This window comes from Pectobacterium atrosepticum (assembly GCF_000740965.1).
GTDB lineage: Bacteria > Pseudomonadota > Gammaproteobacteria > Enterobacterales > Enterobacteriaceae > Pectobacterium > Pectobacterium atrosepticum.
This window is the reverse complement of the sequence record NZ_CP009125.1, coordinates 4,777,789-4,798,639: the sequence shown is the minus strand read 5'-3', so window position 1 is coordinate 4,798,639 and position 20,851 is coordinate 4,777,789. Positions and strand designations below refer to the sequence as shown.

The window sequence follows — 20,851 nt, the reverse complement described above, 5'->3', positions numbered from 1 at the left end:
CTCAATGCTTAGCCAGCCTTTCGTGAGCGTCGCGAGCGTTAGAAATACAGGGAGCGAACGATCAGGAAATGACCGCCAAAATAGCCCGCGGCCACAATCGCCTGATGGGCGCGGAACGGGAAACGATAATGGTGAATCAGCCAGGCTGCATGGGCGATAAACAGCAGTACGGTGCCCGTCAGCAAGGAGAAGTTCGCATTTGTCCCCAGCGCAAAATACCGTTCACCTGCAATCCAGACCATCAGCGTCGTCATGATGATAAACGCGCAGGCGGGCCAGCGCTGTGCGTCCAATCGTCCCCAGATGATGGCGATCAGGATCGCGGCCAAAATGACGAGCGTTAGTGCCAGTGGCCAGAAGAACGTGAGCGTGATTTGTCCGGTAAAAAAGCTAATGGTGTACAGCAGATGGGAGATGAAATAGGCACCGAACGCGTAAAGCAGGCGCTGAGTCGGGAGCAACAGTAGCGTGTCTGCAACCAGCGTTGCCAGTAACCCCAGAACAATCAGATAGCCTGGCACGCCAAGCAGCGGCATCTGCCATGCTAGCGCTAGCAGCAGTAGCATCGTGACCGGTTTGAATAACCAACGCTGCCACGTTGGACCACGATAGCTGGCGTCTACGTACAACCAACCAGAAAAAAGCACAGCAATAAATGACCAAAGCATAGCGTGTCCTTTTTGTGTTTTTGTTTGTATCAGGATAAAAATAAACCGTTCTTTATTTAGTGTAGGGGATTGTGAGGAAGTTAAACAACACGGTGCGAGACGGATGCGCCTTTCGTGATCTTCATGTTATGTTATCGCCCGTTTTCACGCCGTGAAGTCTCTGAAGGGAGCATTGTGTTGAATGAGTAATGAATCTGCACTTTATCGTATTCAATTTATAAATAACGGTAAGAATTACCAGCTTTACGTGCGTGAGTTGGTTCAGGGTAATCTGTTCGGTTTTATTGAAATTGCCGATTTTGTGTTTGATAGCCAATCTACGGTATTGGTTGACCCGTCAACCGAGAAACTGAAAACGGAATTCTCCGGCGTTAGCCGCAGTTTTATCCCTCTACAGGCGATTATTCGTATTGATGCCGTGACGGAAAAAGGCAGTGCCCGTATTTCTGATTTAGGCGATAACGTTACCGCGTTCCCTTATCTTCCCGGCAAGAAACCCTGATGCATGATTTTCCCTGGCTGTTGGCTTTGGCCGTTGGCGCTATTTTAGTGCTGGCGGCGGGGCAGTATCGACGCCAACGTCATCGGGAAGCGCAGAATGATGCGGCTCCGCTGCGTATTGTGGCCGCAGAGGTGAAACACAAACGCGAATTTCCCCGTACTCGTCGGCGTGCGCGTGAGCATCAGGTGATGGTCGTGGAGGATATGCTGTATGAAGTCACGTTCAGGCCAATTGCTGGCAGCGCGACTATCACGCTACGCCTCGAAAACGCAGATTATCACCAGCTTGATACCGGTATGCAGGGATCGTTGCAGCTAAAGGGCACGCGCTTTATTCGCTTTGTGCCCCAGCAGAAGTAGCGGTTACGGCTTCGGTGGCTTCGGTTGCTTTTTCTGCCACGCCAGTAGTTCAAACACGCCAAAAAGGAAAATACGCGCCTGAAGCGCCCGGTCCAGCGGTGGGCTGTCCTTCGGCTGACTGGATTTTAACAGCAGCAGTTGAAAACCATGCATCAGGATCATAAACACCATCGCCACGGTCATGAAGATATTCAACGGCTTGGGAAACGGCTGAATCAGGTTAAGCAACAGAAATCCCCACACGCCCAGCATCAATAATCTGCCAAGGTTAATCAAAATCATCTCTTACCCTTACGTTGCTGCAAAGATCACTGACGGATGTACAAACGGTAGGCTACCTGACCCGCAATCTTTTCACGGTGCAACTGCCAATTCTCCGGGATGGTCAACTGCGCATTTTCCGCTTCTGTTTCCACGTAAATCCACGCGTCTGGTGCCAGCCAGCCCTGTTGTTCCAGCAGAGCAAGCGTGTTATTCAGCAGCTCTTTGCGGAACGGCGGATCGAGAAACACGACGTCAAACGGCGTGCCCGGCTTCGCCAGCCAACTCAGGGCATCAGTATTGACCACCTCGGCGTTTTCCGCCCGAAGCAGTGCCAAATTCTGCGTTAATTGCTGGGCGACTGCACGCTCCATCTCCAATAATGTGGCATGGGCAGCATAACGAGATAAGGCTTCCAGACCGAGCGCCCCGCTGCCAGCAAAGCAGTCCAGACAGCGAGCCTGCTGAATGACGGGGGCGAGCCAGTTAAATAACGTTTCACGTACACGATCGGTAGTGGGACGTAAACCGGGGCTATCAGGAACCGGAAGTTTTCTGCCGCGCCATTGACCACCGATGATTCGGATTTGTCCGGCGGCTGACGATGCATTTTTTTTAGCCATAGCTCACAGGGTTATTGTTGTGCCGCATCATCATGGTGTGGATGCGGGCAGGAAATTTCTGGCGCTATTCTAGCGGCGGTTGCGTGTAGAGGGAATGTTAAGATGGACGTTAAAGTGCTTAAGCCAAAATTTTGTGCTGTCTGCGGCCTTTCTATCACGCGCGGCGTTTGACACACTTCGTAACGGACATTGCCTTTCGTTACGAAGATTGTCGTTAGCACGGAGAATTGTCTGTCATTGCTCCCGTTGGCTGCGTGTTGCTGTCGGCAGGAAAGTGTTAAACTTGTTGTTTAAATATGATTTTCATTGATTGATTCGCTGCGGTGAGCAGCGTGGAGCGCGATTACACATGTCAAAAGAAAAGAAGCGCGGTTTTTTTTCCTGGCTGGGACTTGGGAAACAGGAAGAAAAACAACAAGAGCAGCCGCAGGAGAAGCCGGTCGTTGACGATGCGCCCGCTGCTGAATCGGATGCCGCCGCATCGACTCACCAGACCGTTGAGCCTACGCCGGAGCTCGTAGCGCAACCGCTGCCGGAAGAATCTGTCGTTGAAGAAAAGATAGTAGCTGAAGAAAATATAAAGGTTGAAGCGGAAGAACTGGCTCCATCAGTCGCCGAGCATGAGGTTACCGTTGCGGTAGACGATCGTGACCCGATCGATCATGACGTACTCGATCGGGATATCACCGATCCGATCGTGCAGGTCGAGATCGCAGAGAACGCGACGGTGGTTGACGAGGCGCTGGATGACGCGCAGCAAGAAGAACAGGAAAATGAGCAACTGGACGACGTTCCAGTCGTTGTGCAAGAGCAAGAACGCCCGATGAAAGAAGGTTTCTTCGCTCGCTTGAAGCGCAGTCTAGTAAAAACGCGTGAGAATCTCGGTTCCGGATTTATCGGATTGTTTCGCGGTAAGAAAATCGACGACGATCTGTTTGATGAACTGGAAGAGCAACTGCTGATTGCGGATGTCGGGGTCGAGACCACCCGTAAGATCATCGACAGCCTGACGGAGCACGCCAGTCGCCGCCAACTGAAAGATGCTGATACGCTTTTTGTTAAGCTGAAAGAAGAAATGGCAGAGATTCTTGCTAAGGTGGACGCCCCGCTGAATATCGAAGGCAAAACGCCGTATGTCATTCTGATGGTTGGTGTTAATGGCGTGGGTAAAACCACCACCATCGGTAAAATGGCACGCCAGTTCCAGGCACAGGGCAAATCTGTAATGCTGGCGGCGGGTGATACCTTCCGTGCAGCAGCAGTCGAGCAGCTTCAGGTCTGGGGACAACGCAATAACGTGCCGGTGATAGCGCAGCACACAGGGGCGGATTCGGCATCGGTGATTTTCGATGCAATTCAGGCAGCGAAAGCGCGTGGCGTGGATGTCCTGATCGCGGATACCGCCGGTCGCTTGCAGAACAAAGCGTACCTGATGGAAGAGCTGAAAAAGATTGTGCGCGTGATGAAGAAGCTGGACGAAGACGCGCCGCATGAAGTGATGCTGACGCTGGATGCGAGCACCGGACAGAACGCAGTGAGTCAGGCCAAGCTGTTTAATGAAGCAGTCGGGCTGACAGGCATTACCTTGACTAAGCTGGACGGGACCGCGAAAGGCGGGGTGATTTTCGCCATTGCCGACCAGTTTGCTATTCCTATCCGCTATATTGGGGTAGGTGAAGGCATTGAAGATTTACGGCCATTCAAGGCCGACGATTTTATTGAGGCACTTTTTGCCCGAGAGGATTAAAACGGATGATTCGTTTTGAACAGGTCAGTAAAGCTTACCTCGGTGGGCGTCAGGCATTGCAAGGGGTGGATTTCCATCTGCGCCCAGCGGAAATGGCGTTCCTGACCGGCCATTCCGGCGCAGGGAAGAGCACCCTGCTGAAACTGATTTGTGGTATTGAACGTCCCAGCGCGGGTCAGATTTTGTTTGGCGGTCACAATATTAGCCGCCTGAAAAAACGCGAAGTCCCGTTCTTACGGCGTCAGATCGGCATGATTTTTCAGGATCACCACCTGTTGATGGAGCGCACGGTCTATGACAACGTCGCGATGCCGCTCATTATCGCGGGCGCCAGCAGTGAGGATATTCGTCGTCGGGTATCGGCCGCGCTGGACAAGGTTGGCCTGCTGGATAAAGCGAAGAATTATCCTATCCAGCTGTCCGGTGGTGAACAACAGCGTGTGGGTATTGCACGCGCTGTGGTTAACAAACCCGCCGTGTTGCTGGCGGATGAGCCGACGGGCAATCTGGACGAGGCGTTGTCAGAAGACATTTTGCGCCTGTTTGAAGAGTTCAATCGCGTCGGCGTCACTGTCCTGATGGCGACGCATGATACCGGGCTGATCGCCCGCCGTAATTACCGTGTGCTGACGTTGTCGGATGGCCGCATGGTGGGGGGAAACCACGATGGCAAATAACGTCCGTAATGCGAAAAAGCCTGTCGCAAAAGCGAAAGCACTGCGCGGCGGTTGGCAGGAACAATGGCGCTATGCCTGGACAAATACGCTGGCTGATATGCTGCGCCAGCCGCTGGCCACCTTTCTGACCGTGATGGTTATCGCTATCTCGCTGGCGCTGCCCAGCATCTGCTATCTGGTGTGGAAAAACGTCAGTCAGGCTGCAACACAGTGGTATCCATCGCCTCAACTGACGGTGTATCTGGATAAATCGCTGGATGACAACGCGGCGCAGGCGGTTATCACGCAGCTTCAATCTGAAGATGGCGTCGATAAAGTTAATTACCTGTCGCGCAATGAAGCGATGGGCGAATTCCGCAACTGGTCCGGTTTTGGCGGCGCGCTGGATATGCTGGAAGAAAACCCGTTACCCGCGGTGGCAATCATTACGCCAAAAATGAGTTTTCAGGATTCCACCACGCTGACAACGTTGCGCGATCGCGTGGCATCGACGCAGGGCGTGGATGAAGTTCGAATGGACGACAGCTGGTTTGCTCGTCTGGTGGCGCTAACTAATCTGGTTGGGCAAATTTCCGCGATGATTGGCGTCCTGATGGTCGTTGCTGTATTTTTGGTGATCGGCAACAGCGTGCGTCTGAGTATTTTCAGTCGCCGTGAAACCATCAACGTGATGAAGCTGATTGGTGCGACGGACGGCTTTATTCTGCGTCCGTTCCTGAATGGCGGAGCGGCAATGGGCGTGGGCGGTGCGGTGCTGTCGCTGATTTTATCGCAGGCGCTGGTTTGGAAGCTGGATGCGGTGGTGGCACAGGTTGCTGCTGTTTTCGGTACGACGTTTGCCGTCAAAGGGTTGAGCTGGGACGAGTCCCTGCTGCTACTGCTCATCGCTGGCATGATTGGCTGGCTGGCCGCCTGGCTGGCAACAGTGCAACATTTACGCCGTTTTACACCACAGTAAGCGTTTTCTGGTATAATTATCCCCTGTAATTCAGACCGTATTGCAGGGGAAACCTCCTCAGCGACATCTCTTATTTGCACTTTCCGCTGTGTTTTTCCCTTGGTTTCTTGTGCGTTAACGTCTTGTTCGTCTCCTGCTTGATCTCTGGCATCAGGTGAATAAAATGATAGGAACTTGCGAGCGAAATCACAGTCTGAATAAACAGATTTTAAGGTTTCAATAAATACGCTTAAAGGTGCCGCATTTTGCCATTTTCGCGCAAAACGATGCGGCGAAGCAGTGCTAAGATAGCTGACTGCAATATGACGAGTAGAGTAACAGAGAGGGTTGAATGACCAAAGATATGCAAACTTTCACCTTAGTTCCCCAGGGCAGTCTGGAAGGGTATATTCGTGCCGCCAATGCCTATCCGATGCTGACGGCGGAGGAAGAGCGGGCGCTGGCTGAACGACTGCATTATCAGGGCGATCTGGAGGCTGCTAAGCACCTGATTCTTTCACACCTGCGTTTTGTTATTCACGTTGCCCGTAACTATTCCGGCTACGGCCTGCCGCAGGCGGACCTGATTCAGGAAGGGAACATCGGCCTGATGAAAGCGGTACGTCGCTTCAACCCTGAAGTTGGCGTGCGTCTGGTTTCTTTCGCCGTGCATTGGATCAAGGCAGAAATTCATGAATACGTGCTGCGTAACTGGCGTATCGTGAAGGTAGCCACCACTAAAGCACAGCGTAAGTTGTTCTTTAACCTGCGGAAGGCGAAAACACGCCTCGGCTGGTTTAACCAGGATGAAGTCGAACTGGTAGCGCGTGAACTTGGTGTGACCACCAAAGACGTGCGCGAGATGGAATCCCGCATGGCGGCGCAGGACATGACCTTCGATCCGACGCCGGAAGAGGACTCGCACGACGGCAAAGCGATGTCGCCAATGCTTTACCTACAGGATAAATCGTCTGACTTTGCCGATGGCATTGAAGAGGACAACTGGGATACGCATGCGGCCGATAAGCTCACCTACGCGCTGGAAGGGCTGGATGAACGTAGCCAGCACATTATTCGCGCCCGCTGGCTGGATGATGACAACAAATCCACCTTGCAGGAACTGGCCGACCAATACGGTGTTTCCGCAGAGCGTGTACGTCAGTTAGAAAAGAATGCGATGAAAAAACTGCGAGCGGCGATAGAAGCGTAATCGCTCTCATCGTCTCTTTCTGTAGCGACCGGGTAATGCCCGGTCGTTTTGTTTTTATCCAACGTGAATGTCAGGCCGTAGAGATGTGTTTATGGTTTCTCTGGGTTGAGTTCGTCAAGAATCAGCGGCGTTTCTTTTCTGCGAATATAGCGCCAGCCGCCGGATACGGGTGAGAAGCCGCAAGACACCATAAATCGCGCCAGCACTTCCTCTTTGATCGAAGCATGATCGGCCGTTGCCAGCCACCATTCTTTAACCTCAGGAAGCTGACGACGTGCTTCATCAATCAAAAGTTGCCCTACGCCACGTCGCCGCGTGACTTCTCGCACCATCAGATCGCTCAGTTCCGCATATTCCCCTTCAATTTCGACCAGCACACCACCTAACAGTCGATCGTTAAAACGGGCGGCGAATAGCCGCTGATCGAGCGTGAGCCCTTCTTCGAGTAAATCAATGTTCTGATGCGGCCAAATTTTCGCCAGATCAATTTTATCCTGAGGGCTGAACTGGGTGAGGCATTCAATGGTTAGTTTCATTTTTATCGGCACTCCATCATGTGAGTGAAGAATAATGTAGTTGTCTTGTAGTGGAACGGTTGTGTAATTTGAGCGTTATGGTTAATAGAGCAAATGTTTTTCTCATTCTTTGTTTTTCGAGTAATCCATCAACAATTAATGCATAAAGTAGAATATCTGACTATATATAAATTGAATGCTGGTTTTTACATCTGGTGTTTTGTGCTGTTTGCTCCGCTTGTTTCTGACAAGGTGAGTTGATTTGCAGCATAAAACTCCTGTTTAATAATATGAAAAATAAAGCCTTATTAGAAAACATTACTAATAATAACCTAAGCCTTTCTTACTTATAAGAAAATAGCAGGTTATGGCAGAAGGCGGTCAGGTTTTCGGCAATATCCATAATGACAGATGGGGTAAAAAAAATGAAATTCAGTAAAGGTAAAGTATTGCTGATGGGTTGTATGGCTGCGGCGTTCAGCCATGCGGTCAACGCTGCCGATATTAAGGTTGCGGTTGTTGGCGCAATGTCTGGGCCCGTTGCGCAATATGGAGATATGGAGTTCATTGGCGCGCGTCAGGCTATTGCCGATATCAACGCAAAAGGCGGCGTAAACGGCAACAAACTGGTTGGCGTTGAATATGATGACGCGTGCGACCCTAAGCAGGCGGTTGCCGTAGCGAACAAAGTCATCAATGACGGTATCCGTTATGTGATTGGCCATCTGTGTTCCTCCTCCACGCAGCCTGCGTCTGATATCTATGAAGAAGAAGGCGTGATCATGATTACGCCTGCGGCAACCAATGCCGATTTGACCACGCGCGGCTATAAAATGGTGATGCGCACGACGGGGCTGGATTCCGATCAGGGGCCAACCTCAGCAAAATACATTGTCGAAACCATCAAACCTCAGCGTATCGCCGTGGTTCATGACAAGCAGCAATATGGTGAAGGTCTGGCCCGCTCTGTTCAGGATAGCCTGAAAAAAGCCGGTGCGAATGTTGTGCTGTTTGAAGGTGTGACGGCGGGTGATAAAGATTTCTCTACGCTGGTTGCGCGTCTGAAGAAAGAGAACGTCGATTTCGTTTATTTCGGCGGCTACTACCCAGAAATGGGACAGATTCTGCGTCAGGCTCGTCAGGCTGGTATGACAACCAAATTCATGGGCCCGGAAGGCGTGGGTAACTCTTCGCTGTCTAACATCGCAGGCGATGCCTCTGAAGGCATGCTGGTGACGCTGCCTAAGCGTTACGATCAGGTTCCTGCTAACCAACCGATTGTAGATGCGCTGAAGGCCAAGAAACTGGACCCAACAGGCCCGTTCGTCTGGACGACCTACGCTGCGCTGCAATCACTGACCACCGCGATGACACGTACTGGTAGCGATGAGCCGGAAAAACTGGTCGCGGATCTGAAAGCGAAATCTGTGGATACCGTAATGGGACCATTAAGCTGGGATGCAAAAGGCGACCTGAAAGGGTTTGAATTTGGCGTATTTGAGTGGCACAAAGACGGTACTTCCAGCGCAGTGAAATAATCATCATGCAGGGGAGGCAGAAGCGGGTGAATGTACCGCTGCCTGCCCCTTCGGCGTGGAGAACATTTTCCGCTTTCTGAGTGTGTACCACTACTATCCCTCAATACCGAAGCCCCCGTTGCCGCAAGGCGCGGGGGCGGCATTTAAGGTTAAGGTATGTCCGAGCAGTTCCTCTACTTTCTTCAGCAGATGTTCAACGGCCTAACGTTGGGCAGCACCTATGCGCTGATCGCCATTGGCTACACCATGGTTTACGGCATTATCGGCATGATTAACTTCGCGCACGGCGAGGTTTATATGATCGGTAGCTATGTCTCCTTTATTGTTATTGCGGCCCTGATGATGATGGGCATCGATGCTGGCTGGCTCCTGATTAGTGTCGCCTTCGTTGCTGCGGTGGTGATTTCCAGCGCCTACGGCTGGAGTATCGAACGGGTAGCCTACCGCCCCGTGCGAACGTCAAAACGTCTGATTGCACTGATTTCTGCCATCGGGATGTCGATTTTCCTGCAAAACTACGTCAGCCTGAATCAGGGCTCGCGTGATGTTGCGCTGCCGAGTCTGGTGACCGGCCAGTGGGTGTTGGGCGAAAGCAATGGCTTTGCGGCCACCATTAGCACCATGCAGTTGACCATCTGGATTGTTACGTTCCTTGCCATGCTGGCGCTGACGCTATTTATTCGCTATTCCCGTATGGGACGCGCCTGCCGCGCCTGTGCTGAAGACCTGAAAATGGCAAGCCTGCTGGGTATCAGCACCGATCGCGTTATCTCACTGACATTCGTCATTGGTGCGCTTATGGCTGCTGTTGCAGGCGTGCTGTTGGGACAATTTTACGGCGTAATCAACCCCTATATCGGCTTCATGGCTGGGATGAAAGCCTTTACGGCTGCCGTTCTGGGCGGGATTGGCAGTATTCCTGGCGCGATGATCGGCGGGCTGGTCTTGGGTGTAGCCGAAGCGCTGACGTCCGCTTACCTGAGCACGGAATACAAAGATGCGGTGTCATTTGCGCTGCTGATTGTGGTGCTGCTGGTGATGCCAACCGGCATTCTGGGTCGCCCGGAGGTTGAGAAAGTATGAAACAGCTCAACCTGCTTAATGCGTTGGTTTCCGCGTTCATGCTGCTGGTGCTGGCCTCGTTTTTAATGGGCATGCAACTGTCGCTGGATGGCACCAAACTGGTAGTGCACGGTGCCGGTGAAGTTCGCTGGTATTGGATTGGTGCGGGCTGCATCGTGGTGTTCTTCTTCCAGTTGATTCGCCCCTTTTTCCAACAAAGCATCAAGAAATTTTCCGCACCGTCACTGGTGCTGCCGAGTTTTGATGGCAGTACGGCACGACAGAAGATAGTCGCGGCGGCGTTGATTATCGCTGCTATCGCTTGGCCGTTTCTGGTCTCGCGCGGTACGGTAGATATCGCCACCCTCACGCTGATTTACGTGATGCTGGGCTTGGGTTTGAACGTTGTGGTTGGCCTGTCTGGTCTGCTGGTCTTGGGCTACGGCGGGTTTTACGCCATTGGCGCGTATACCTATGCACTGCTGAATCACTATTACGGATTGGGCTTCTGGGAAAGTTTGCCGCTGGCGGGCATGGCGGCGGCGCTGTCTGGCTTCCTGCTAGGGTTCCCTGTGCTGCGTTTGCGCGGTGATTATCTGGCGATTGTGACGCTTGGGTTCGGCGAAATTGTCCGTATCCTGCTGTTGAATAATACCGAAATTACCGGTGGTCCGAACGGCATCAGCCAGATCCCTAAACCGACCTTCTTTGGTCTGGAGTTTGGCCGCAACGCCCGCGATGGCGGTTGGGATACGTTCCATAATTTCTTCGGTCTGCAATACGACCCCAGCGACCGCATTATCTTCCTGTATCTGGTCGCGCTGCTGTTGGTCATATTAACCCTGTTTGTGATTAACCGCCTGCTGCGGATGCCGCTGGGACGCGCCTGGGAAGCGCTGCGTGATGACGAAATCGCCTGTCGTTCTCTGGGCCTGAGCCCAACGCGCATCAAGCTGACCGCCTTTACCATCAGCGCCGCGTTTGCTGGGTTTGCCGGTACGCTGTTTGCCGCGCGTCAGGGATTTGTTAGTCCGGAATCGTTCACGTTTGCTGAGTCTGCCTTTGTGTTGGCTATTGTTGTGTTGGGCGGAATGGGCTCGCAGTTTGCGGTCATCCTCGCCGCGATCCTGTTGGTGGTGTCCCGCGAACTGATGCGCGACCTGAATGAATACAGCATGCTGTTGCTGGGTGCATTGATGGTTCTGATGATGATTTGGCGTCCGCAAGGCCTGCTGCCGATGAAGCGTCCTGAGATGAAGCTGAAAGTCGCGAAGAAGGAAGATCAAGCATGAGCACGCAGCCACTATTATCAGTCAGAGGTCTGATGATGCGTTTTGGCGGCCTGCTGGCGGTCAACAATGTTGAAATGGACATTCATGCTGGCGAAATTGTCTCGCTGATCGGCCCGAATGGGGCGGGGAAAACGACGGTCTTTAACTGCCTGACCGGTTTTTATCGCCCGAGTGGTGGCACCATCATGCTGCGCGATCGTCATCTGGAAGGGTTACCCGGACAGGCCATTGCCCGCATGGGCGTGGTGCGCACGTTCCAGCACGTTCGCCTCTTCCGTGAAATGACGGTGATCGAGAACCTGCTGGTCGCGCAGCATCAACACCTGAAAAGCGGCGTGTTTGCCGGGCTGTTGAAAACGCCGGGCTTTCGTCGTGCGGAAGCGGATGCGCAAGCGCGTGCCGCGGTGTGGCTGGAGCGTATCGGCCTGCTGGATTTAGCGAACCGTCAGGCGGGGAATCTGGCTTACGGTCAGCAGCGCCGTCTGGAAATTGCCCGCTGCATGGTGACGCGACCTGAGCTGTTGATGCTCGATGAGCCGGCGGCAGGTTTGAACCCGAAAGAAACGGACGAGTTAAATCAGCTGATTGCGGAACTGCGCGATAGCCATCAGGTGTCCGTGTTGTTGATTGAACATGATATGAAGCTGGTAATGGGGATTTCTGACCGGATTTATGTCGTCAATCAGGGAACGCCGCTGGCACAAGGCACTCCAGCTGAAATTCGTAACAACCCAGATGTCATTCGTGCATATCTGGGTGAAGGATAACGTTTATGCTGTCATTACATCAGGTTTCCGCCCACTACGGAAAAATTCAGGCGCTGCATCAGGTTAGCCTGCATATTAATCAGGGCGAGATTGTCACGTTGATCGGTGCGAACGGTGCCGGTAAAACGACGCTGCTGGGCACGCTGTGCGGCGATCCGCGCGCGTCGGAAGGTTCCATTACGTTTGACGGTAAGGACATCACTCACTGGCAGACGGCGCAGATTATGCGCGAAGCTATCGCGATTGTGCCGGAAGGCCGTCGCGTCTTTTCCCGTATGACGGTAGAAGAAAATTTGGCGATGGGTGGGTTCTTTGCCGAGCGCGATCAGTATCAGGAGCGCATTGCGCGCGTCTACGATCTGTTCCCTCGTCTGCATGAGCGACGCGCCCAGCGTTCCGGCACCATGTCCGGCGGTGAGCAGCAGATGCTGGCGATAGGCCGTGCGCTGATGAGCCAGCCGCGTTTGCTGCTGCTGGACGAGCCGTCGCTGGGGCTGGCACCGATTATCATTCTGCAAATTTTTGATACGATCCAGCAATTGCGCGAAGAGGGGATGACCATCTTCCTGGTAGAGCAAAATGCCAATCAGGCGCTGAAACTGGCTGACCGGGGTTATGTACTTGAAAATGGTCATATCGTGTTGGAAGATACCGGTGCGGCATTGTTAGCTAATGAAGCGGTACGTTCGGCCTATCTGGGCGGATAATTGAAGTTTTGTTGAAAGGTTAAGAATACATGGCCATTGAAGGGTTGTTAGCGCACCGCATCGCTCAGTTAAAAAGTTCCGCCATCCGTGAACTGCTGAAACACAGCAAGATGGAAAATATTATCTCGCTGGCTGGTGGGATTCCGTCAGATGCATTGTTTGATTTCGAAGGCTTAAGTCAGGCCACGCAGTTAGCAATTACCGAACAGCCAAAAACGGCATTCCAGTATGGCTTAACCGAAGGCAGTGGCGTGTTGCGCGATCGCATTGCTGAGCTGTGTGCTGTGCGTGGCGTAAAAACACGCGGCGACGACATTGTCGTGACGGCAGGTTCGCAGCAGGCGCTGGACTTGATTATGCGCTCGATGATCGATCCCGGTGATGTGTTCGTCGTTGAACGCCCGACTTATCTGGCAGCGCTGCAAACGCTGGAACTGGCGCAGGCGAATGTGATGTCTGTATCGTCCGATGCCAACGGCATTGTGGTTGATGAGCTGGAAGAGCTGCTGAAGAAACAGCGCATCAAGGGCGTTTATATTGTCCCGAATTTCGGTAATCCGAGCGGTGTTACGCTGAGTTATGAACGTCGCCTGCAATTGGTTCAACTGGCGGAGCGCTACGGTTTTGTCATTATCGAAGACGATCCCTATGGCGAATTGCGTTTCACTGATGAGCGTAACCCGACGCTGTTCCAGCTGGCGCAGGATAAACTGGGCAGCACGGAATACGTGCTGTATACCTCCACGTTCTCGAAAGTGTTGGCTCCGGGTCTGCGTCTTGGTTGGGCGATTCTGCCGGATTGGCTGTTGCACAAGGTGGCGATTATCAAACAGGCCGCTGACCTGCACGCTAGCGCACTGTCGCAGACCGTCGCAGAATGCTATCTGGGGCTGGGACGTTTGGAGACGCAGATCGAGAAAATTCGCCACGCTTATAAGCATAAAGGCGAACTGCTGGCACAGCTGGTCGAGAAGGAACTGGGTGATGTGATCACCTTTAACCAGCCGAAAGGTGGGATGTTCCTGTGGGCGAAGTTCCGTCAGGACGATTTCAACACGACGGAATGGCTGAAAAAGACGCTGGAACAAGGCGTTGTCTTTGTGCCGGGCGAATTCTTCTTCCCAGACAACATCGACTACTCAACGCTGCGTCTGTCCTTTGCGACCGCAACGGATGAGCAAATGCATGAAGCAGTCGCTCGCCTACGCCGTGCGTTGTAATCGCCGATAGCAAGCAACCCGTTGATGTAAAAAGCCGCTGATATTTCAGCGGCTTTTTTGTATGTAGGCAACGGTTCTTGGTCATTGAGACGTTGTATGGGAGCAAAGGTGTGCGATTTCGCCCCCCCTTCCTCATGGGCGTAAAATGAATTTGCGGCTACAGATTCGACCGCTTCCATTTTTTAAAAGGAGCTCTCAATGGGAATACATTTAATTCATGCAGTTTTATGTGCTTTAAATAACTCAGAGGTACACATCGCGTACACATCGTGGTTCTATGCCCCTGATTTGTTATCAATAGTCATGTTTTTTACCGCGGCACTGATGGCGACGATTCAATTGATGCCGTTGGGTAAAAAAGTTTAGCCAAAAGCCGCCCTGGAGGGCGGCTTTTTACCAGTTGTACCGAAAAGTGACGTGGGTTAAAAGGTTTCCCAGTTTGTGTTACTCGAATTACCAGCTAACGCTAATTTCGGTCTAGACAGCGTAGCCACTGGCGGTGCGGCTCGTTGTGTCTGGATACCGTCGATTTTGAACACGCCCATCAACTCAACCAGATTTCTGGCCTGTTGGCTCAGGCTGTCTGCGGCAGAGGCGGATTCTTCAACCAGTGCGGCATTTTGTTGGGTTACCTGATCGAGCTGATTCACCGCATCATTGACCTGGGAAACGCCCTGTTCCTGCTCATGCGTGGTCAGGCCGATCTCATTGATAAGGTTGGCGACGCGCTGCGACTGATCCACGACTTCTGCTATGGTCACCCCTGCTTCGTTAACCAACAGACCACCCGTTTCCACTTTTCCTACGCTGATGCCAATCAGGTCTTTGATTTCACGCGCAGCAGAAGCGGAACGTTGAGCGAGTGAGCGAACTTCTCCGGCAACGACCGCGAACCCGCGTCCCTGTTCCCCTGCTCGTGCGGCTTCGACGGCGGCGTTGAGTGCCAGAATATTGGTCTGGAAAGCAATACCGTCTATTACGCCGATAATATCGCCGATTTTACGTGAACTCGCGGTGATCTCTTCCATGGTCCGCACAACGTTGCTGACGACATCGCCTCCTTTACGGGCTGCGGCACTGGCCGAGTTGGCGAGCTGTGCAGCGGTGCGCACGGTATCGGCATTCTGCTTAACCGTGGTGTTCATCTCTTCCATAGAGGCAGCGGTTTCCTGAAGGTTGGCGGCCTGTTCTTCCGTGCGCTGACTGAGATCGGTGTTGCCCATCGCAATCTGGTTGGCTCCCGTGGCGATAGATTCGCTGCTTTGATGGACTTGTCCGACGATATTGCTCAGGCTTTGGCGCATTTCCTCCATTGCAGCGAGAACGCTGGTGGTGTCTCCATCGCGCCGTTCAATGGCGATGGCAAGATTCCCTTGTGCAACTTGACGGGTAATCTCCAGCGTATAAGCGGGTTCTCCACCCAGTTGGCGTTTGATTTTCCGGGTGATCCACCAGGCAACAACGCCTCCCAACAGGGCAGAACACAACGCGATGATCAACATTAGGGTGCCAGCGTGTAACGCATTATTCTCGGATTCATTGGCGAGCGTGACGGTCAGTTGTTTTTGCATTCCAACCATTTTATCCAGAATGTCGAATACGCTTGCTTGCGTGGTACGCACTTCCGTCAGCAGAAAATTGCGAAATGCGTCGTGTTCGTTGGACATAGCCAGGTCGATGGCTTTTTTCATGCTGTTGGTATAGGCCGGGCGAGCCTGATCCAGCGTGGCGAGCAACGTTTTAGCCTCGTCATTTACTGCATTTTTACGTATTTGCACGAGCAAATCGCTATTACGTGCGATGGTTTGCTCAATGCGATCTTTTTCCACCTTCATTTGTTGTTGGTCGGTCAGAAGTGCAATATTTCTGATAGAGCGTGCCGCTATGTTGACGTTGTCTTTAACTTCCTGCATGAGCAGAAGATTGGTAATACGCATCTGTGACAGAATCTGAATGTTTCCCCCAAGTTTTTCTAACTGAACGCGGCCCAATATGGCGACTAAGAATCCAATAACGATAATTAGCGTAAAGCCTGTTCCTAACATTTTTCCCAAACTCATATTCTTCATGATATTCCTTTTTTATTTATTGAAGTCTGACACGGCAGGTGTCGTTATTTTATGTTAGGGGTGATGTACAGACGCGATTTCCCCCACGAACTCCATTGCTTTCATCATTCCGCTTATCTCCCAGTGTTTCTCCGATACAGGAATGCTGGCGACGTTTATGCTCCAATCGCTGCCTTGGCGAAGGGAATGGTCGTCGCTTTCATACCTATCGGGAATACCTGTTGAGAATATTTACAGGCCAAGGGAATGACAAATGAAGTGTAGACAATAACGTAGTATATTGATGGCGGAATAAACGTAACAAAATCCCTTAATTTATTCATTGCCCGGGTGATTAATATTATTTTCTTATAGCAACTAAGATGGGTAATAAATATTAATCAATAGAGAAGTACCCAATAAGGATTAGATCCTTTTCTTATCGTTTATTTTTTTGTAATTTATTATTTTCAATTGTGACATTTATTAATTAATGTCGATTTTTTAACCTTGTTATTTATTTTTTTCTACCCCGATATCATAAAAAAGCCGCTGAGAATTCAGCGGCTTTTTTTACGGTAAGAGACCGAAGGATGCTATCGATCGGTCACGCTCGTTAAAAGGTTTCCCAATTATCACTGCTTGTGCGGCCTGATTTGCCTGCCAGAGCCAGCCTTGGCGCTGTCGGCTGCTTCACTTGTGACGTCAGCCGTGGCGCTTTAGTCTGGATACCGTTGAGTTTGAAAACACCCATTAATTCCAGCAGCGTTCTGGCCTGTTGGCTCAGGCTATCGGCGGCGGAGGCGGATTCTTCAACCAGTGCGGCGTTCTGTTGGGTCACCTGATCGAGCTGATTCACAGCATCATTGACTTGAGCAACGCCCTGTTCTTGCTCGTGCGTGGTCAAACCGATCTCATTGAGCAGGTTAGCAACGTGCTGAGACTTCTCGACGATTTCTTTGATGGTGATACCCGCGTCGTTAACCTGCTTCTCACCCATTTCCACGTTGGCGACGCTCACGCTAATCAGATCTTTGATTTCACGTGCGGCAGAGGCGGAGCGCTGTGCCAGAGAGCGTACTTCGCCCGCGACCACGGCAAAGCCACGACCTTGTTCGCCAGCTCTGGCCGCTTCAACGGCGGCGTTGAGCGCCAGAATGTTAGTCTGAAAGGCAATGCCGTCAATGACACCGATAATATCGCCGATCTTACGCGAACTGGCGGTGATATCTTCCATGGTACGCACAACGTTACTGACCGCATCGCCGCCTTTCTGCGCCGTGGTGCTGGCGGAATGGGCTAACTCCGTTGCGGTGCGCACGGTTGCCGCATTCTGCTTCACCGTGGTATTCATTTGTTCCATAGAGGCGGCGGTTTCCTGAAGATTCGCGGCCTGTTCTTCTGTACGTTGGCTCAGATCGGTGTTGCCCATCGCAATCTGTGTCGCGCCTGTGGCGATCGATTCGCTACTCTGATGCACCTGACCGACAAGGTTACTCAGGTTTTGACGCATATCTTCCATCGCTGCGAGTACGCTGGTGGTGTCTCCGTCGCGCAGTTCAATCGTAACGGCCAGATTCCCCTGTGCAACCTGACGTGTCACTTCCAGCGTGTAGGCGGGTTCTCCCCCGAGCTGACGTTTAATAGTTCGGGTGATCCACCATGAGATCATCGCTCCCAGCGCCACAGAAAGCAGGGCGATGATGACCATCAGCGAGCCCGCGTTAGTGGCGTTTTTTAAAGACTGGTCGGCGATTTCAACGGTGAGCTTCTCTTGCCAGTTGACCATATCATTCAGGGCCTTGAAAACAGCATCTTGCTTAGCCCGCACGTCTGTTAATAACAGATTTTGAGCTTCACTGTTCTTGTTCGCCATTGCCAGCGTGATGGCGTTTGCCATGCTGCTGCTATAGGCCGGGCGTACGCGCTGGAGTTCGGCGACCAATTCCTGAGCATGTTTCTCGGCGGTACTGTCATGTATTTTCGAGAGTAACGCGTTATTGCGGGAGATCATCTCCTCGATACGCGTTTTCTCTTCCTGCACTAGCCGATCGTCTTCCTGCATCGTCAGGTTTCTGACGGCGATCGCGTTGGTGTTTATGTTGTCTTTAAACTCTTGCATCATCAGGAGGTTGGTAATACGGACCTGCGACAGCACCTGGATGTTTTCCCCGAGCTTGTCTAACTGGATACGACCAAATATCGCTACCAGAAAACCGATGGCGATGACCAGAGTAAAGCCAGTCCCTAGCATTTTACCCAGGCTGCTATTTTTGATGAGATTCATTGTGTCCCTAATTATACGTTGAGAACGAATATGGTGAGTACTGGCATGCTATTTATGTGAAATCGACGTTGCGAAAACGTATTTATTTTGCGAATACCGTGGCGTTACGATTTTAGGTAAATCCTTTCCTTCAATCATTGCCCATTTCCTTTAGGCTATAAACGTATTCCGCGTTTACTGGTACCTGTCATGCACTTCGCTAAGTGATGGCCGTGTCTGGTGCGGAGGAGCATCGAGTAATAAGAGAGAAACGATGGCGCAGGAGTATAAGAGGCGGCGGTAAAAGCCGCAATATCTCTATGGATTAAGAAGGGAATAAACTGATGCCCTGCTGTAATGCTAAATTGACAGTCATGCTAATAAACGTTGCAGCTATGATTTTTTGCCTATTTATTCAACCATAAAGAAGTGTTTGTTTTTTATTCATTGCTTTTTTTGAACAAGATGATGTTTTTACCATCATATATTTGATGGTTTTATAATCGCAGACTGACATTGTTTTGGTTTTTTATTGATTTTATTCAATCTCTATTAATATAAAGCCAATTATTAATTTTTATTAATTGCCTCTTCCTATTGAAAATAGTAGCCAGTTTCTTCAACGCGTGGCGGAAAAGTACTGAACGCTGATGTGAAGAGTTCAGGTTAGAAATGAATAAAAAAACCGCTGAGCGATCAGCGGTTTTACGTTTCTTTTTACTACTAATCGTTAAAAGGTTTCCCAGTTTTGGCTGTCGCTTTTTGTTCTGCCTTTAGGGCTTGCGAGAGAAAGCTTTGCACTGGAGGGTCTTTTCAACTCTGGCGCGGTGCGCTGTGACGACCCGCTTTCAACAATGAAGACTTTCATCAGTTCTACCAGATGAGCAGCCTGATCGCTCAGACTATCGGCGGCGGATGTGGATTGCTCAACAAGTGCCGCATTCTGCTGTGTGACCTGATCGAGCTGAGTGATGGCATCATGAATCTGCGAAACGCCGGATTCTTGCTCCTGTGTGGTGACGCCAATTTCGTTGATCAGATCGGCAACGTGGCGCGCCTGACGTACCAATTCTTCGATTGTCGTTCCCGCATCGCTGACCAGTACGGAACCCACCTCGACTTTCTCAACGCTGTGGCCGATCAGCTCTTTAATCTCTTTGGCGGCAGTTGCGGAGCGCTGTGCCAGCGAGCGAACTTCACCTGCTACCACGGCAAAACCACGGCCTTGCTCACCTGCTCGTGCGGCTTCTACTGCGGCGTTGAGCGCCAGAATGTTGGTCTGGAAGGCGATACCGTCGATAACGCTGATGATGTCGCCAATTTTGTGCGAGCTATCGCTGATCTCTTTCATGGTGACAACGATATTGCTGACAGCTTCACCGCTTTTAGCGGCGGTATTGCTCGCGGCCTGTGCCAGCTGAGCGGCGTTACGTACGGTATCTGAGTTCTGGCGTACGGTTTGGCTCATTTCTTCCATGGAGGCTGCGGTTTGTTGCAGGTTAGCCGCCTGTTCTTCCGTACGCTGGCTGAGATCGGTGCTGCCTGCGGCGATCTGGCCTGCACCGGTCGCGATAGATTCACTGCTTTCACGCACCTGCTCAACAATACCACCCAGACTTTTGCGCATGTGATTCATCGCAGACAACAGGCTGCTCGTGTCGCCTGCCGCCAGTTCAATCGGTATAGCGAGATTGCCCTGCGCGATTTCCTGCGTTACCTGCGTGGCATAGGCGGGTTCACCACCCAATTGCTTCTTGATGTGACGAGTAATCAGCCAGGCGATGCACACACCGATCAATGAGGCGATGCCAGCCAGTATCAGCAGTGAATTGCCATCATAGTAGGACTCTTCAATCGCATTGGTTGCGGTTTGCGTGGTGTAGTCTTTCTGCAACTGAATCATCGTGTTCAGGTTGTTAAAAAGCTTGGTTTGTATCGGCTCAAGCTGGGTTCTGACTAACTCGATGGATTCTGCCTGTTTATTGTTGAGCGACAGGGCAACGGACTGACGGCCCACGGTGGCAAATTCAGTACGATTTTGCTGAAGTTCACCCAGAATATTGCGAACCTCTTTTGCTTGTAAATTTTCTTCCAGTTGAGTGACTAGCTTTGCGTTTCTGGCGCTCGTGGTTTCAATCAGTTTTTGATTGTCCTCCAGAACCTTTTTTTCCGTTGTGATAAGCATGCGCAAAGTGGCTTTGATCGTCACGTTCAGGTTGTCTTTCAATTCTTGCAGCACGATAAGATTGGCAAGATGGTTTTTGGCAAGGTTGTCAGTCGTATTCCCGAGGCCAACCAGATGCGTTCTACCGAAGATGGCCACCAATAGGCCGATAATAATAACAATGGCAAACCTTGAACCAACCTGGGTACCCAGTTTCATTTTTTTTGTACGCTGCATGTTATCCTCATGACTTATTGACAATATTTATTGTTATTAAGCTGATTTTTC

Annotated in this window: 19 protein-coding genes; 12 read left to right on the top strand and 7 right to left on the bottom strand. The window is 51.5% G+C overall.

Going from position 1 to position 20,851, the window contains the following annotated elements; translation table 11 throughout:
* Nucleotides 1-38: 38 nt before the first annotated feature.
* Nucleotides 39-668 (bottom strand): lysoplasmalogenase, encoded by a 630-nt coding sequence (locus tag GZ59_RS21375; RefSeq protein ID WP_011095814.1) that lies wholly within the window; start codon nucleotides 666-668, stop codon nucleotides 39-41.
* Between the two features lie 181 nt (nucleotides 669-849).
* Here GZ59_RS21375 and GZ59_RS21370 point away from each other — a divergent pair, with 181 nt between their 5' ends.
* Together GZ59_RS21370 and GZ59_RS21365 are read left to right on the top strand one after the other, a co-directional pair.
* Entirely contained in the window at nucleotides 850-1,170 is a 321-nt protein-coding gene (locus tag GZ59_RS21370; RefSeq protein ID WP_011095813.1) for a DUF1820 family protein, read from the top strand.
* Nucleotides 1,170-1,529: a DUF2500 domain-containing protein gene (locus tag GZ59_RS21365; protein WP_039294334.1), complete on the top strand. Its 360-nt coding sequence runs from the start codon at nucleotides 1,170-1,172 to the stop codon at nucleotides 1,527-1,529. Before GZ59_RS21370 ends, GZ59_RS21365 begins: the two co-directional genes overlap by 1 nt.
* A 3-nt stretch (nucleotides 1,530-1,532) precedes the next feature.
* On the opposite strand, the gene GZ59_RS21360 is transcribed toward GZ59_RS21365, so the two are convergent.
* Together GZ59_RS21360 and rsmD are read right to left on the bottom strand one after the other, a co-directional pair.
* Complete coding sequence (locus GZ59_RS21360; protein WP_162014384.1) at nucleotides 1,533-1,808, bottom strand: DUF1145 family protein; 276 nt, start codon at nucleotides 1,806-1,808, stop codon at nucleotides 1,533-1,535.
* A 29-nt stretch (nucleotides 1,809-1,837) separates the two neighbouring features.
* Complete coding sequence (gene rsmD / locus GZ59_RS21355) at nucleotides 1,838-2,413, bottom strand: 16S rRNA (guanine(966)-N(2))-methyltransferase (protein ID WP_010306568.1); 576 nt, start codon at nucleotides 2,411-2,413, stop codon at nucleotides 1,838-1,840.
* Nucleotides 2,414-2,762: 349 nt separating this feature from the next.
* On the opposite strand from rsmD, the gene ftsY reads away from it, so the two are divergent.
* The 4 genes from ftsY to rpoH all read left to right on the top strand — a co-directional run bounded on the left by ftsY (nucleotide 2,763) and on the right by rpoH (nucleotide 6,984).
* Nucleotides 2,763-4,160: a signal recognition particle-docking protein FtsY gene (ftsY, locus tag GZ59_RS21350; RefSeq protein ID WP_039294331.1), complete on the top strand. Its 1,398-nt coding sequence runs from the start codon at nucleotides 2,763-2,765 to the stop codon at nucleotides 4,158-4,160.
* A gap of 5 nt (nucleotides 4,161-4,165) precedes the next feature.
* Nucleotides 4,166-4,837, top strand: a complete 672-nt coding sequence (ftsE, locus tag GZ59_RS21345) for a cell division ATP-binding protein FtsE (RefSeq protein ID WP_039294328.1) — start codon at nucleotides 4,166-4,168, stop codon at nucleotides 4,835-4,837.
* Complete coding sequence (gene ftsX, locus GZ59_RS21340; RefSeq protein WP_011095808.1) at nucleotides 4,827-5,795, top strand: permease-like cell division protein FtsX; 969 nt, start codon at nucleotides 4,827-4,829, stop codon at nucleotides 5,793-5,795. The genes ftsE and ftsX overlap by 11 nt, the downstream gene beginning before the upstream one ends.
* A 331-nt stretch (nucleotides 5,796-6,126) precedes the next feature.
* On the top strand, nucleotides 6,127-6,984 hold the full coding sequence (rpoH, locus tag GZ59_RS21335; protein ID WP_011095807.1) for an RNA polymerase sigma factor RpoH: 858 nt from the start codon (nucleotides 6,127-6,129) through the stop codon (nucleotides 6,982-6,984).
* An 89-nt stretch (nucleotides 6,985-7,073) separates the two neighbouring features.
* On the opposite strand, the gene panM is transcribed toward rpoH, so the two are convergent.
* A complete protein-coding gene (panM, locus tag GZ59_RS21330) occupies nucleotides 7,074-7,520 on the bottom strand; it encodes an aspartate 1-decarboxylase autocleavage activator PanM (protein ID WP_011095806.1) in 447 nt (148 codons plus the stop codon).
* A 404-nt stretch (nucleotides 7,521-7,924) separates the two neighbouring features.
* On the opposite strand from panM, the gene GZ59_RS21325 reads away from it, so the two are divergent.
* The 6 genes from GZ59_RS21325 to GZ59_RS21300 all read left to right on the top strand — a co-directional run bounded on the left by GZ59_RS21325 (nucleotide 7,925) and on the right by GZ59_RS21300 (nucleotide 14,085).
* On the top strand, nucleotides 7,925-9,037 hold the full coding sequence (locus tag GZ59_RS21325; protein ID WP_039294324.1) for a branched-chain amino acid ABC transporter substrate-binding protein: 1,113 nt from the start codon (nucleotides 7,925-7,927) through the stop codon (nucleotides 9,035-9,037).
* Nucleotides 9,038-9,193: 156 nt separating this feature from the next.
* Nucleotides 9,194-10,120 (top strand): high-affinity branched-chain amino acid ABC transporter permease LivH, encoded by a 927-nt coding sequence (gene livH / locus GZ59_RS21320; RefSeq protein WP_011095804.1) that lies wholly within the window; start codon nucleotides 9,194-9,196, stop codon nucleotides 10,118-10,120.
* Nucleotides 10,117-11,391, top strand: a complete 1,275-nt coding sequence (locus tag GZ59_RS21315; protein ID WP_011095803.1) for a high-affinity branched-chain amino acid ABC transporter permease LivM — start codon at nucleotides 10,117-10,119, stop codon at nucleotides 11,389-11,391. Before livH ends, GZ59_RS21315 begins: the two co-directional genes overlap by 4 nt.
* The gene (livG, locus tag GZ59_RS21310; protein WP_011095802.1) at nucleotides 11,388-12,158 is read left to right on the top strand and encodes a high-affinity branched-chain amino acid ABC transporter ATP-binding protein LivG; all 771 of its coding nucleotides are present in this window, start codon (nucleotides 11,388-11,390) and stop codon (nucleotides 12,156-12,158) included. Before GZ59_RS21315 ends, livG begins: the two co-directional genes overlap by 4 nt.
* A 5-nt stretch (nucleotides 12,159-12,163) precedes the next feature.
* Nucleotides 12,164-12,865, top strand: a complete 702-nt coding sequence (livF, locus tag GZ59_RS21305) for a high-affinity branched-chain amino acid ABC transporter ATP-binding protein LivF (protein WP_011095801.1) — start codon at nucleotides 12,164-12,166, stop codon at nucleotides 12,863-12,865.
* A 29-nt stretch (nucleotides 12,866-12,894) separates the two neighbouring features.
* A complete protein-coding gene (locus GZ59_RS21300) occupies nucleotides 12,895-14,085 on the top strand; it encodes an aminotransferase-like domain-containing protein (protein WP_039294322.1) in 1,191 nt (396 codons plus the stop codon).
* A gap of 422 nt (nucleotides 14,086-14,507) precedes the next feature.
* Here GZ59_RS21300 and GZ59_RS21295 read toward each other — a convergent pair whose 3' ends face one another.
* From GZ59_RS21295 to GZ59_RS21285, 3 genes are all read right to left on the bottom strand, one after another.
* A complete protein-coding gene (locus tag GZ59_RS21295; protein WP_039294320.1) occupies nucleotides 14,508-16,154 on the bottom strand; it encodes a methyl-accepting chemotaxis protein in 1,647 nt (548 codons plus the stop codon).
* Nucleotides 16,155-16,749: 595 nt separating this feature from the next.
* A complete protein-coding gene (locus tag GZ59_RS21290) occupies nucleotides 16,750-18,420 on the bottom strand; it encodes a methyl-accepting chemotaxis protein (protein ID WP_039294317.1) in 1,671 nt (556 codons plus the stop codon).
* Between the two features lie 709 nt (nucleotides 18,421-19,129).
* Nucleotides 19,130-20,800 (bottom strand): methyl-accepting chemotaxis protein, encoded by a 1,671-nt coding sequence (locus tag GZ59_RS21285; RefSeq protein WP_039294315.1) that lies wholly within the window; start codon nucleotides 20,798-20,800, stop codon nucleotides 19,130-19,132.
* Nucleotides 20,801-20,851: the final 51 nt, after the last annotated feature.